Source organism: Massilia sp. Soil_C_3 (genome assembly GCF_057657035.1).
Genome location: NZ_JBDGJG010000013.1, coordinates 20,280 through 32,627, shown reverse-complemented (window position 1 = coordinate 32,627; position 12,348 = coordinate 20,280). Strand labels below are relative to the sequence as shown.

Below are 12,348 nucleotides of genomic sequence, written 5' to 3'. Positions count from 1 at the left end.
CGATGAATGTGCAGGACCACTGGCGCGACCGCACGCGCTACACCGTCTTCGACAGCGACCATGGCGACGGCAGCCGCTTCGCCGCCCTGGTCGAAGCCTGGCGCGCCGATCCACAGCGGCCCGCGCACCTGCACGTGGTGGCGCTCGCCGGCAGCTTGCAGCCTGGCTTTCACCGCATCCCGCAGGACGACAATAACGTCACGCTCGACCTGGTGTCCACGCCGCTCGAGGCCGCGCTGGCCGAATTGAACGCCCACCCCGATTTCATCCGTCTGCACGGCGCGCAAGGCACGGCCTTCGTCCGTCCGCTGGCGCGCCTGACGGCGCTCGGCGCGCGGCTGGAAGCGCATGGCCTCGATAGCGAACAGCGCGCGGCCCTGAGCGCCCAGGGATACGCCTTCGACGGCGACGATGCGACCTTCTCGACCCGCAAGCCGCGGCTGCCGTCGACGCCAGAACCGGACCGGCGCGCGCTGGTGCTGGGCGCCGGCGTGGCCGGCTGCGCCGCGGCCGCGCGGCTGTGCGCGCGCGGTTGGCAGGTCACGCTGATCGAACGTCATCCGCAAGTCGCGATGGAAGCCTCGGGCAACCTGGCCGGCATCTTCATGCCGCTGCTCTCCCGCGACGACAATATCCCGACCCGCCTGACGCGCGCCGCCTACCTGTACGCGCTGCGCCTGTGGGAGCAACTGGGCGGCGTCGGCCGCGCCTTCGACGGCGACGGGTGCGGCGTGCTGCAGCTGGCGCGCGATGCCGGCCACGCGGCCGTGTCGCGCCAGATTGCGGGCGACGGCAAGCTGCCGCCCGATTTCGCGCGCTGGCTCGAACCCCTGGAGGCCGAAGCGCTGCTCGGCCTGCCCGCGCCGGATGGCGGCTGGCTTTTTCCGCAAGGTGGCTGGGCGCGGCCGGGCAGCGTATGCGAGGCGCTGCTGGCGTCCTGCGGCGACCTCTTGACGCGGCGCTTCGGCGCAGGCGATGTGCAGCTGGAGCGGGGCGACGACGAATGGCAGGCGCGTGGCGGCGATGGCAGTGTCATCGGCCAGGCGCCGACCGTGGTGCTGGCCAGCGGCGCCGGCGCGCGCAAGATGGTGCAGACACGTGAGCTGCCGCTGCAGGCGATGCGCGGGCAGGTAACGCATCTGGCGCCGGAGCACGCCCCGCAACTGCCGCTGGTGCTGTGCCGCGAAGCCTATCTGACGCCGTCCGCCCACGGCGTCACCTGCGCCGGCGCGACCTATGACCTGGACGCCGATCCGCAATTGCGCGCCGCCAGCCAGCAAGAAAACGTGGCGCGGCTGCGCGGCCTGGTGTCCGATCCGCAGGCGGCCGAGGGCGCGCCGCTGGCGGGCCGGGTGGGGTTTCGCTGTGTGGCGCCAGACCGCCTGCCGCTGGTCGGCCGTCTGCCGGACTTCACCGCCGCTGGCGCCACCGAAAGGTTGCGCGACGTGCCGCGCCATCCGGGCCTTTACGGCTTGCTGGGCTATGCCTCGCGCGGCCTGATCTGGGCGCCGCTGGCGGCCGAGCTGCTGGCCGCCCAGCTGGAAGGCGAACCGCTGCCGCTCGAGATGGCCCTGGTCGATGCGCTCGATCCGGCCCGTTTCGTGTTGCGCGCGCGGCGCAACAGCCGTCATAGCCCTGAAACTGCGCCAAACGCCGCGGATATCGGTCCCTGACCGTTGCGCCGCCGCAAACGTGCGCGCGGAATTGGCATGTGCGGCCAAACTCTGCAATGCCTGCGGGTATAATTTATTGGTAGCAACTTTTGGCCGAAAGGGCCTGTCCGGATGGAAGATTCACACCACTCGCCCGAGCTGTTCCTGTTCCTGGCGTCCACTGCGCACGACATGAAGAACTCGATCAGCGTCCTGTCCGGTACGCTCGAACGCCTGCTCGACGGCGCCTCGCCCGAAACCGAGAAGGCGTATGCGCAAATGGCGCAGATGCTGTACCAGACGCGCCGCCTGAACGACAACCTGATGCAGCTGCTGGCCCTGTACAAGCAGGTCGGCAAACCTGGTTATCCGTTCGACGTCCAGCCGCTCGAGGTAGGCCAGCTGGTCGAGCAGGTGGTGGCGCTCGAGCGCGTGTTGCTCGAGTCGCGCGGTGTGGTCCTGGAACTGGACATCGATCCCGAACTGATCGCCCACGTCGACGAAGACCTGATCGTGGGCGTGGTGTCGCACGCCGTCAACAACGCGCTGCACTATACGCGCGACCGCATCCGCCTGTCGGCGCGTGAGGTCGACGGCGATCTCGAGATCCGAGTCGAAGACAATGGCGCGGGCTTTCCGCCCGCGCTGCTGGCTGCCGGCACGCCGGGCAGCGGCGACAGCGGCGTCAACTTTTTGACCAATAGCGCAGGCCTGGGCTTGTACTTCTCGGGCGAGGTGGCGCGCATGCACCGCCACCGCGAGCGGTCCGGCGCGGTGCGGCTCGAAAACGGCGGCCCGCTCGGCGGTGGCTGCTTCATCCTGACCCTGCCATGAATACGCCTGCCTCCCCTGCAAAACCGGATGCAAAGCCGGACGCCAAGCTGGATGCGAAACCGGACGCCAAGCCGGCCGCCCCGCCGGTGGTCGCAAAGCCCAAGGTGCTGGAAGAGATCGACTGGGCCAGCAAGCATTACCTGATCGTCGACGACTTCGTCGGCATCCGCCAACTGCTGCGCGAAAGCCTGCGCAGCCTGGGGGCCAGGAATATCGACCAGGCGTCCAGCGGCGGCGAGGCCATGGCACTGCTCAACAAGCTGCGCTACGACGTGGTGCTGTGCGATTACAACCTGGGCGAGGGCAAGAATGGCCAGCAGGTGCTGGAAGAAGCGCGCCTGCGCCATTTGTTGATGCCGTCGTCGGTGTTCGTGATGGTCTCGGCCGAAAAGAGCGTGGAATCGGTGATGGGCGCGGCCGAGCACCAGCCGGACGCCTATCTGGTGAAACCGATCACCGAAGGCGTGCTGCTCACGCGCCTGAACCGCGTGTGGCGCCGCAAGCAGATCTTCCGCCTGATCGACCAGGCCTTCATCGAAAAGGATTACCTGCGCGCGGCGCGCCTGTGCGACGAGCAGATCGCCGCCAACCGGGTGCACGTGATCGAGCTGCTGCGCATGAAGGCGCGCATGCTGGAGCAAAGCGGCCAGCCGGCGCGCGCGCGCGAAGTGTACGAGCAAGTGCTGGCCCAGCGCGAATACCATTGGGCGCGCGCGGGCCTGGGCAAGATCCGCATGGCCGACGGCGACTTCGAGCAGGCGCGCCAGATGTTCCAGACCGTGATCGCCGAGAACCGCCACTACATCGACGCCTACGACCAGCTGGCCCGCGCCTACCAGGGCATGGGCCAGCACGAAGAGGCGGCCGCGGTGCTCGAGCGCGCGGCCAAGCTGTCGCCCAATTCGGTGCCGCGCCAGCGCCACCTGGGCCAGGCCGCGCTACGCCTGGGGAATGTGCCGATGGCCGAGAAGGCCTTCCGCAAATGCCTGGTGATCGGCGAGTATTCGATCCGCAAGGCGCCCGACGATTACCTGGGCCTGGCGCGCGTGTGCGGCCTGAAGGGCAACACCAAGGATGCGCTGCAGCTGCTGCTGCTGGCCCAGCGCGAATTCGGCAGCGAGCACGAACACATCGTGCTGCGCGCGAAGATCACCGAAGGCCACGTCTATCACGAGAGCGGCGATTACCTGAACGCGCGGCGTGCCGGCGACGAGCTCGATGGGATGCTGCAGGCCGATCCGGGGCGGCCCGGCACCGCGATCTGCATCGAGATGGCGACCCTGCTGTTCGCGGTCGGCGTCAAGGGCACGCCGAACGAGGTGCTGGCCCACGTCATCCGCAACAACCACGACAACACGCTGCTGCAGGACGAGGTGCAGAGGATCTTCGACCGCGCGCGCCTGCCCGATGAGGGCGCGCTTATCATCCGTACCGCGCGCAAGGAGGCGGTGGACCTGATGAACCAGGGCGTGGTGCTGTGGAAGACCGGCAAGCTGCCCGACGCCGTCAAATGGATGCGCAAGGCGCGCGAGCGGCTGCCGGACAACGTCCGGGTGCTGTTCAACGCGGTGCAGATCCTGATCTCGCACATGCAGCAGCGCGGCTACGAGCCCGAGCTCGAGCTCGAAGCCCGGCAGGTGCTGGAGCACGTCGACCGGCTGCAGCCGGGCCAGCAGCGCTTCGCGCAGCTGATGGAGCAGCTGGGTGCCTTGCAGCCGAAGCCGGAGCCACAGCCGGCGTCCGCCGAACCTGCGCAAGAAAAAGAGGCTGCAGCGCCCAAGGCCTGACATTCCGTACGGCGCAATACTGTGTTGACGAGGGTGGTGTTTTCGCCGGGACCGATCGCCTCTAGAATGGCATGACCATTCCATCAGGGGCGATCATGGCCGCGAGCGCTGCAAACCAGTTGCTGCTGTACCCGGGCGGCTATCCGGTGCACATCGATGTGCCGCAACGGCAGATCGGCGGCGCGGGAACGGCGCTGCGCTTCGCCTTGCCGCTGCGCGCAGTGAACTTTCCTTTGTCGCATGCGCGTGAATCCAAGCTGGTGGTCGCGCTGGCGGGAGAACTGACCTTGCGCGCCGGCGCTCGAGCGCATGCCGTCTTGCGGGCGGGCCAGGCGGCGCTGGTGACTCCCGGAACCGCCCACCGCATCGCCCAGTACGGCGAGCGGCCAGCCGTGGTTGGCGTGGCGCTCTGGCCCGGAGCGGTGGAAGAGGCTTTTCGTACGCTCGACCGGATGGTGGCGCAGCATGGCTTCGACCACGCGGCCTTTGGCGCGCTGTTTGCCCGCTACGGTGTGCAGTGGGACGCCGCGATCGCATCCGGCACCCATGCCGCGGCGCCCGAGGTCACGACCTTTCGTGCAGCGGCGCAGGCGTTGCCACCGGCACTACGGGAACAGCTCGGTGCCTGCTGGCGGGCGTGGTTGCCGCCGGCGTGAACAGGCTTTCGAAGCCGGCATCCTCGATATCTTCCAGCAGCCCGATCAGGACCAGCGACACCTGCTTGAGTTCGCGCATCAGGGGCGCGATGTCGACCTGGCCGGCGCCGGCCCGGACGCGCTCGACGATGCTGGCGCCGATCTCGTGCAGCCTGCGGTGCGGCGCATCGAGCGCGTGGTAGGTGGGCGTGCCCGCGAAATAGCGGCCTTCGCTCAGGTACCAGCGACCGAGGGCGCACTTGGTGACGCACAGGGTCGGGTGGCCGGCCGACTGGCGCAACGGCGCATCGGGTGGCAGGGCGGCGCGCCGGATCGCGAAGCTGGCCAATTGGCGTCGCCACTGCACGTGGTCGACGATCGCCATGTGCACCAGGCCGACCGGCAGGCCGCGGCACTTGCCGGCGGCGGCGCAGAATGCCTTGAAGCCCGCCAGGGGAAGGGCGCGGCTGATCAAAAAGCCCTGGGCCACGCCGCAGCCGGCTTCCACCAGAAAATCGTGCTGCGCGAGCGTTTCGACGCCTTCCGCGACCACTTCCAGGCCGAGTTCGTGGCCGAGGCGGATCGAGGAACGGACGATGGTCGCGTTCTTGGGCGAGTCGAGCATCCGCACCACGATGCCCTGGTCCAGCTTGATCGTCGTGAACGGCCACTGGCTCAGCGTATCGATGCTCGAGTAGCCGATGCCATAGCCGTCCATCGCCAGGCCGACGCCGGCCTCGGTCAGCGCCTGGACGTTGTACAGCACGCAGGGCGCGGCCTGCAGCGCTTGCGTCTCGGTGATCTCGAGTTCGAGCGCCGCCGGCGGCAGCCCGCCGCGCACGATGGCGTCGAGGATCATGCTTGTCAGCGTGCTGTTTTCGAGGTCGCAGGAGCACACGTTGAACGACACCTGGAGCTGCTGCGCCAGGTCGCTGTCGACCAGCTCATGCACCAGATCATGCACCAGTTGCGGCAGCAGCCGCCGGGTCAGGCTCTTGAGCAGGCCGGCGCGCTCGATGGCGCCGATGAAGGCCGATGCCGGCAGCAGCGTGCCGTCGGGGCGCTGCCAGCGCACCAGCGCCTCGGCGCCGACGATGCGGTTGCTGGTCAGCGATATCTTGGGCTGGTAGTACAGGACGAACTCCCGCCGACGCAGCGCACCGGCAATCTCCTCTCTACTGACGATCGACATGGCATTTCCCGTGGACGTTCCATATCGATGTTATCCGCCGAAGCCGCCAGGCGGTCAAGCGCTGCGCCTTCTGCCATCGGCGGGAGGACGCTGCGCTCTTTCCTCAATAATCGACCGGGTAGTCCTTGCGGAATCTGGCGCCGCTGAAGGCCTTTTTCTGGGTCCAGTCCTGGGCCGGGCTGGTCCAGTAGGAATCGTCGGCCGGCAGGCCCAGCGCCAGGAAGCTGGCGGAGGCGATGTACATGCTGCCGCTGTTGGAATACCAGTCGCCCAGCTCCGGCTGGTGGCCGGCGAAGCCGATGGTGAGATAGCCGTCCCTGGTGAAGTTGTCCGGGGCGGTGTACAAGGCCTTGTGCATCGCCTGCATCGCCGCGCGCACCTGGCCCTCGGGCAGGGTCGGCGGCAACTGCTTGCGCCAGGCCAGCAGGGCCAGCGGCTGGAAGGCTGCGCTGCGGTAGGTCAGCGAGCGGCCGATCGGCGGGAAGGTCCCTTGCGGCGAGATGAAGCGCTCCAGATGCTCGCAATAGCGCTGAGTGCGTTTCAGGGCCTGGGCGCGCAGCTCGGCCGGCTTGCCGTTCCAGAACGGCGCATCATGCCGTTCGAGCACCTCGAGGATCTCGAGCAGCATCGGGTACATCACGAAGGAGCTGTAGTAATCGAAGTGGAACGATTCGCCGTCCTTGATCCAGCCGTCGCCCACATACCATTCGTTGACCTTGCGGATCGCGACATTGGTGCGCAGCGGATCGGCCTCCTCGCCGATCGACAGCAGCCAGGCCTCGTTCATCGCCGCGAACAGCAGCCAGTTGATGAAGGGCGGCTCGATCCGGCGCAGGCCCTTGATCTCGGCGACGATGCGTTGCTTGGTGGTCGTGTCGAGCGGCTCCCACAGCGCTTTCGGCGCGCGCATCAGCGCATTGGTGAAGTAGGCCGAGTCGACCAGCGCCTGGCCGTGGCCGCGCCAGGTCAGATAATCGGGGCTTTTCGGGTCGACCGAATGCACATAGCTCTGCAAGGCCATCTGGCGCAGGCGCGCACGGGTCTTGCCTTCGGCGCTGGCGTCGTCGGGCAAGGCCAGCCACGGCGCCGCGCCGGCGATCAGCCGGCCGAAGGCTTCCAGGTAGGCGACGTTGTTGTCGCGTCCATCCGAGCTCGGGCTCACCTCGAGCTTGAAGTTCTTTTTCAGTTCGCCGCGCGACATATTCGACAGCACCGGTTCGGCCATCTTTTGCAGCAGGCCGGCCGTGTACGCGCGGTCGCCACCGCTCGCGGTGGATGGGGTCGCGGCCATCGCGGGCGCAGCCAGGCCGCCCAGTGCGGCGCCTGCCGCCAGGCTGCCGATGAAATCCCTTCTTTGCATTGCGTCTCCTTGTCGTTATGTGAGTATTCAGGGCTCGCCGGCCAGCCGCTCGCCGGCATAGGCGCGATAGCGGCGGATGCGGCCCGTCACGTCGTCCTTGCCCTGGCGCGGCACGTAGCGCAGGCCGGCCACCTCGACGTCCTTGCCGAGGTCGATCACCAGCCGGTGCGGGTGTGCCGTGCCGGCGCCCGGGCCGCTGTAGGCCGTGTGCCAGTAGTCGCTGTTCTGGCCATTGATCGCATTGAGCGCGCCGCCATCTTCCTTGTGCGCTTCTTCGCTGTCGACCCAGGCGATGGTCCAGGCGGATTGCTCGATCGTCTTGCCGCTCTTGTCCAGCAGCGCCAGTTCGGCCACCGCGGCGTAGGGCTTGCCGTCGAAGGCGTCGAGCGACTCGAGGCAGAATTGGCGCGCCCGCAGCGGCGCCGCGAAGCGCACGTCCTGGGTCGCGGAGCCGGGCGCGAACGCGCCTTCGTGCGCGGGCTGCACGCCATCGAGCTGCAGCCTGACGCTGCTGGGAGGGCGTTCGAGGTCGCGCTCGCGGTGCAACTGGTCGAGGATCGGCTTGGCGAGGCCGGCGATGCGCGCCTCGCGCGGGCCGGTCAGGTCGAGCACGACCACCTGGTTGCGGCCGCGCCTGATCCACGGTCCCGGCAGGTACATGGTCTGGGTCGGCCCGATGCTCCAGTAGCGGCCCAGGCAGCGGCCGTTGATCCAGACGATGCCCTGGCCCCAGCCCGACATGTCGAGGAAGGTGTCATGGGTGGCGCTCGTGTCGAAGCTGCCGCGCCAGAACGCCGCATCCTTGCTGCGGCCGCGCTTGAACGCCAGCGGCGGCAGCACGCCTTCGGCATCGAAGTCGATGGCGCGGATCTCCCAGTTTTCCAGCGCCTGGGCCTCGCCGCCGTTGGGCGTGAAGGTGACCGGGCCATGCATGCCCTTGCGGTCGTGGATCTCGACCCCGAAGTTCACGCGCGCGATCGTGTACAGCAGGATCTCGACGGTCGCCGGCTTGCTGCGCGCCGGGATCGATACCTTGAAGCGGCGGTGGCGCGTGTCCATCGTGCCCACCAGCTTGCCGTCGACCCGCACCCAGGCCAGGTCACGTACCTTGGCGGCGGCCAGCACCCCGGCCGGGCCGGCCGGCAAGGTGACTCGGTAGGCGACGATGCCGCGGCTAATGTCGTATTCTTCGATCGGGCGCGGCGACGCGTCGCGGATCGTGCGCTCCGGCAGACTTGCGCTCAATGGCGCGGTTTCGTTCAGGGCGAAGGCGGGGATCGTCATCACCGGCATCGGCGCCGGCGGCTGCGGCAAGGCCTCACCTGGAGCCAGGAACGGCGTCATCGCGGCGCGGTAGGCCTCGAACTTGGCGCCGATCCAGCCGGCCTCGCTGATCGGGGCGTCGTAGTCATAGCTGGTGGTGTCGGGCCGGAACGGCCGGTCACAGCCGCCCCACAGGCCGAAGGTCGTGCCGCCGTGCGCCATATAGAGGCTGAACGAGCCGTTCGCCGCCAGCATCGTCTTGATGTCGGCCACGGCGTTCTCGACGCCGCCGCGGCGGTGCGGCGCGCCCCAGGTGTCGAACCAGCCGGAATAGTATTCGCCGCACATCAGCGGCCCTTGCTGCACCTCGGCCAGCGCCTTGAAGCCGGCCTCGGGATTACTGCCGAAGTTCGCCACCGAATACAGCTCGGGGATGTGGGTCTTGGCCACCGCATTGGTCGGGTTGCACTGGAATAGCGGGACGTCGAAGCCGGCGTCCAGCACGGCCTGGCGCAGCGCGCGCATATAGTCCAGGTCCTCGCCGTAGAAGCCATACTCGTTCTCGACCTGCACCATCAGGATCGGGCCGCCGCGCGTCACCTGCTGCCCACCGAGCACGCGGCCAACCTCGCGCAGCCAGCGCCGCGACGGCGCCAGGAAGGCCTCGCTGGTGGAGCGCAGGAAGGCATCGCCCTGCTGCTTGAGCAGCCACCATGGCAGGCCGCCCATCTCCCATTCGGCGCAGGCATACGGGCCGGGGCGCAGGATCACCCACAGGCCTTCCTGCTGCGCCAGCCGGCAGAATTCGGCGGCATCGCGCTGGCCGGCCCAGTCGAACTGGCCTTCGCGCCACTCATGGTAATTCCAGAACAGGTAGGCGCAGACGCTGTTCAGGCCCATTGCCTTGATGGTCTTGAGGCGGTGCGCCCAGTACTCGCGCGGCACGCGCGAAAAATGCATCTCGCCGCAGCGGATCTGCAGCGGTTTGCCGTCCAGCAGAAAGTCTTCGCGGCCGATCGTGAAGCGGGGCGAGGCGGCAGCCTGGATCTGAGCTGGCAAGAGCGCCAGCGCGGAACTGGCTGCGGCGCCCTGCAGCAGGCGCCGGCGAGGCAGCGTAGGCGTCATCGCTTGCCTCCCGCGTTATCGACCAGACTCGCGATCTCGCTCGCCGCCAGCAGGAAAGCGCCGACGCCGAAGGGCGCGGTCGAGTCCTGGTTCACGACCTGGCCGGGGATCGCGCGCTCGCCGATCGGCTGCACGTAGCCGACTCGCCCATCGGCCTGCAGCGCGACCCGGCTCAGGAAGCTCCAGCCGCGCAGGGCCGTCGGCGCATACGCGGCGCGGTCGAGGTAGCCGTTGTTGATGCCCCAGGCGTAGGCATAGGTGAAGAAGGCGGTGCCGCTGCTCTCCGGGCCCGGTGCATGGCCCGGGTCGAGCAGGCTGCGGGTCCAGTAGCCATCGTCCTGCTGCAGCGGCTTGAGGGCCGCCGCCATGCGGCGGAAGCGCTCGGTCAGCAGGGGCCTGCTTGGATTATCGGGCGGCAGGTCGGCCAGCGTCTTGGCCAGGGCGGCGAACACCCAGCCATCGCCGCGCGCCCAGAAGTCCTTGCCGCCGTTGGCCGACTTGTGCTTGGGGTAGATGTACTTGGCGTCGCGGTAGTACAGGCCCGCGTCCGGATCGTACATCAGCTGGTCGGCATACGTGAAGTACTCTTGCAGCTTGTCGAGGTAGCGCTGCTCGCCCGTGGCCTTGTACAGCTTCGTCATCGCGGGCATCACCATATAGATGCCGTCGGCCCACCACCAGTAATCGCGGTTGGAAGTGCTCATCTGGTATTCCATGACCTCGCGCGCACGGGCGATGCGGCGCGGGTCCTTGCGGCCATCGAGTTCGTACAGGTCGACATAGGTCTGGAAGCAGGTCTGCCAGTCGCCGAACAGGACATATTCCTGGGTTTCGCCGTAGCTGTACTTCCAATCGGCCCGCTTATCCGAGTCCGCACCGCGCCAGCGATTGTGCTCGGCCCAGGCGGTCGAGTAATCGCGGTAAGCCTCGTTGCGGGTGAGCGCATAGGCCGCCATATTGCCGGTGTGGTAGGCGGCGACGTCCCAGAACGCCCACTGTTGCGGGGCGTGGTTGCGTTGCCAGTAATCGTTGGCGCGGGTCAGGTCGGCCAGGACGTCGGCCCGTGTTGGCGCTTGACCACCAATGCTGGCGCAGCCGCCGGCGAGGGTGACCAGCGTGGCCAGGGCAAGCTTGAGGTAGAGTCGTCTCGTCATGTCGTCTTTCATGGAATGTGAGTGTCGCTTGCGGGTCGCCACTGCAAGACCTGCACGGTGGAGGGCGGCACGTCGGCCAGCCCTTCGCCATCGACTTGCCGCACCGCCTGCAGGTATAGGTGCAGCTCGCCCTGGCGCCGCCACAACTCGGTGTCGTAGCTCGGTTCCCAGGCGCCGACGGGGCTGTCAGTCAGGTCGTGCACCGACCAGCGCGGCGCGTCGAAGCCGGGGATGCGCACCACCGACACGCGTTCGCCGCGCTCGCTGTCGCGAAACACGATGAGGCCGGATGGGTTGGCGCCGCGCTGGTCGATCAGCAGCTGCGGGCGCGCGATCGGGATCGCCTTGGTGCCCATGCCGGCGAGCGAAAAGGCGGTCTTGCGAAAGTCCAGGTCGAGCCGGCGCCAGCCTTCGTCGCGCCGGTACAGCACGCGGTACTGGGGCACGGCGCTGTCCTTTGTCCTCCAGTAGCTGGCGATATAGGGCCGGCCCCGGGCATCGAAGGCCATCGAGGTCTGGTTGATCAAGTCGCTGTTCTGCGGGATGCGCGCCGCGTACTCGGCGCTGGCGGCGGTGATCGGTAGCGAATAGGGCTTGCCGTTGCTGTCTTCCCAGCTCGCGCCGCCGTCGCGCGAGCGCGCATAGGCCATGTCGTGGTTGCTGGCGACGTCGGGCGATTCGCGCCAGACCCAGGACAGGTGGATGACGCCGAGGCCATCCACGCCAGCCTGCCAGTAGGCGTTGCGCAGCCTCTCGCCGCTGATCAGATTGTCGGCCGCGCGGCGCCAGCCGGTGGCCGGATCGTAGCGGTTGGCGACCAGGTTGCCGCGTCCCGAACCGCCGTCGCGGTACAGGAACAGCAGGCCGCCATCCGGCATGCGGAAGAACTCCGGATACGACAGCGACGCTTCGTCGCGCCCCAGCATCGGCGCCCTTTGCAATTTTAGGCTGCCGGGGGCGACGCCGCGCGCATAGTTCAGCGGGTTGTTGTGCTGGTCCCAGGCCATGTGCAGCACGCCTTCGCCATCGACCATGATGCTGATCGCGTTGTGGGCGTCGCGCACATTGCCGCGCCATGCGGTCTGGCGCAGTTCCCAGGCGTCGCCGCCGAGACGGCGCTTGCCCAGCACGACCTGGCCGGCGCCATCGTAGTAGGCGATGTACTGGTGCGCGCCGTCGCTGGCCAGGGCGTTCTTGCGAAACACCACGGCGTTGACCGAGTTGCCGGCCCAGCCGGGGCCGACCTGGCTCAAGGTTGGACCAACTGCGGGACCAGCGGCGCAGCCATGCAGCAGGACAGCGCCGGCCACGATCCCGCTGCAGCGATACATAAAGCCGGTCATCCG

General features: G+C 68.1%; 9 protein-coding genes. 4 read left to right on the top strand and 5 right to left on the bottom strand.

All coding sequences use genetic code 11. The features are described from left to right. Positions 1 to 2: 2 nt before the first annotated feature. The 4 genes from mnmC1 to AC3A6F_RS23145 all read left to right on the top strand — a co-directional run bounded on the left by mnmC1 (position 3) and on the right by AC3A6F_RS23145 (position 4,929). Entirely contained in the window at positions 3 to 1,673 is a 1,671-nt protein-coding gene (mnmC1, locus tag AC3A6F_RS23160) for an FAD-dependent 5-carboxymethylaminomethyl-2-thiouridine(34) oxidoreductase MnmC1 (protein WP_487685593.1), read from the top strand. 111 nt (positions 1,674 to 1,784) lie between these two features. Further along, positions 1,785 to 2,486, top strand: a complete 702-nt coding sequence (locus AC3A6F_RS23155) for a sensor histidine kinase (protein ID WP_487685590.1) — start codon at positions 1,785 to 1,787, stop codon at positions 2,484 to 2,486. Beyond that, complete coding sequence (locus tag AC3A6F_RS23150; RefSeq protein ID WP_487685587.1) at positions 2,483 to 4,273, top strand: tetratricopeptide repeat protein; 1,791 nt, start codon at positions 2,483 to 2,485, stop codon at positions 4,271 to 4,273. Before AC3A6F_RS23155 ends, AC3A6F_RS23150 begins: the two co-directional genes overlap by 4 nt. Before the next feature lie 71 nt (positions 4,274 to 4,344). Then, entirely contained in the window at positions 4,345 to 4,929 is a 585-nt protein-coding gene (locus AC3A6F_RS23145; protein WP_487685584.1) for a hypothetical protein, read from the top strand. On the opposite strand, the gene AC3A6F_RS23140 is transcribed toward AC3A6F_RS23145, so the two are convergent. The 5 genes from AC3A6F_RS23140 to AC3A6F_RS23120 form a co-directional block, all read right to left on the bottom strand. Next, a complete protein-coding gene (locus tag AC3A6F_RS23140; protein ID WP_487685581.1) occupies positions 4,838 to 6,100 on the bottom strand; it encodes an EAL domain-containing protein in 1,263 nt (420 codons plus the stop codon). The genes AC3A6F_RS23145 and AC3A6F_RS23140 overlap by 92 nt on opposite strands. A 103-nt stretch (positions 6,101 to 6,203) precedes the next feature. Next, entirely contained in the window at positions 6,204 to 7,460 is a 1,257-nt protein-coding gene (locus AC3A6F_RS23135) for a DUF2264 domain-containing protein (RefSeq protein ID WP_487685578.1), read from the bottom strand. 27 nt (positions 7,461 to 7,487) lie between these two features. Further along, a complete protein-coding gene (locus AC3A6F_RS23130; protein ID WP_487685576.1) occupies positions 7,488 to 9,848 on the bottom strand; it encodes a beta-galactosidase in 2,361 nt (786 codons plus the stop codon). Then, positions 9,845 to 11,002, bottom strand: coding sequence for a glycoside hydrolase family 88/105 protein (locus AC3A6F_RS23125; protein WP_487685573.1), 1,158 nt, complete (start codon positions 11,000 to 11,002; stop codon positions 9,845 to 9,847). Before AC3A6F_RS23125 ends, AC3A6F_RS23130 begins: the two co-directional genes overlap by 4 nt. An 8-nt stretch (positions 11,003 to 11,010) precedes the next feature. Then, positions 11,011 to 12,345 carry a BNR repeat-containing protein gene (locus AC3A6F_RS23120; RefSeq protein ID WP_487685571.1) on the bottom strand — a complete coding sequence of 445 codons (1,335 nt, stop codon included), beginning with the start codon at positions 12,343 to 12,345 and terminating at the stop codon, positions 11,011 to 11,013. Between the last annotated feature and the right edge of the window lie 3 nt (positions 12,346 to 12,348).

What these genes read in the sequence shown, in the direction of transcription:
- AC3A6F_RS23125 (WP_487685573.1), bottom strand. Translation starts at nt 11,002, where the DNA reads ATGACGAGACGACTCTACCTCAAGCTTGCCCTGGCCACGCTGGTCACC.
- AC3A6F_RS23155 (WP_487685590.1), top strand. Translation starts at nt 1,785, where the DNA reads ATGGAAGATTCACACCACTCGCCCGAGCTGTTCCTGTTCCTGGCGTCC.
- AC3A6F_RS23120 (WP_487685571.1), bottom strand. Translation starts at nt 12,345, where the DNA reads ATGACCGGCTTTATGTATCGCTGCAGCGGGATCGTGGCCGGCGCTGTC.
- AC3A6F_RS23135 (WP_487685578.1), bottom strand. Translation starts at nt 7,460, where the DNA reads ATGCAAAGAAGGGATTTCATCGGCAGCCTGGCGGCAGGCGCCGCACTG.
- AC3A6F_RS23140 (WP_487685581.1), bottom strand. Translation starts at nt 6,100, where the DNA reads ATGTCGATCGTCAGTAGAGAGGAGATTGCCGGTGCGCTGCGTCGGCGG.
- AC3A6F_RS23150 (WP_487685587.1), top strand. Translation starts at nt 2,483, where the DNA reads ATGAATACGCCTGCCTCCCCTGCAAAACCGGATGCAAAGCCGGACGCC.
- AC3A6F_RS23130 (WP_487685576.1), bottom strand. Translation starts at nt 9,848, where the DNA reads ATGACGCCTACGCTGCCTCGCCGGCGCCTGCTGCAGGGCGCCGCAGCC.
- AC3A6F_RS23145 (WP_487685584.1), top strand. Translation starts at nt 4,345, where the DNA reads ATGACCATTCCATCAGGGGCGATCATGGCCGCGAGCGCTGCAAACCAG.
- mnmC1 (WP_487685593.1), top strand. Translation starts at nt 3, where the DNA reads ATGAATGTGCAGGACCACTGGCGCGACCGCACGCGCTACACCGTCTTC.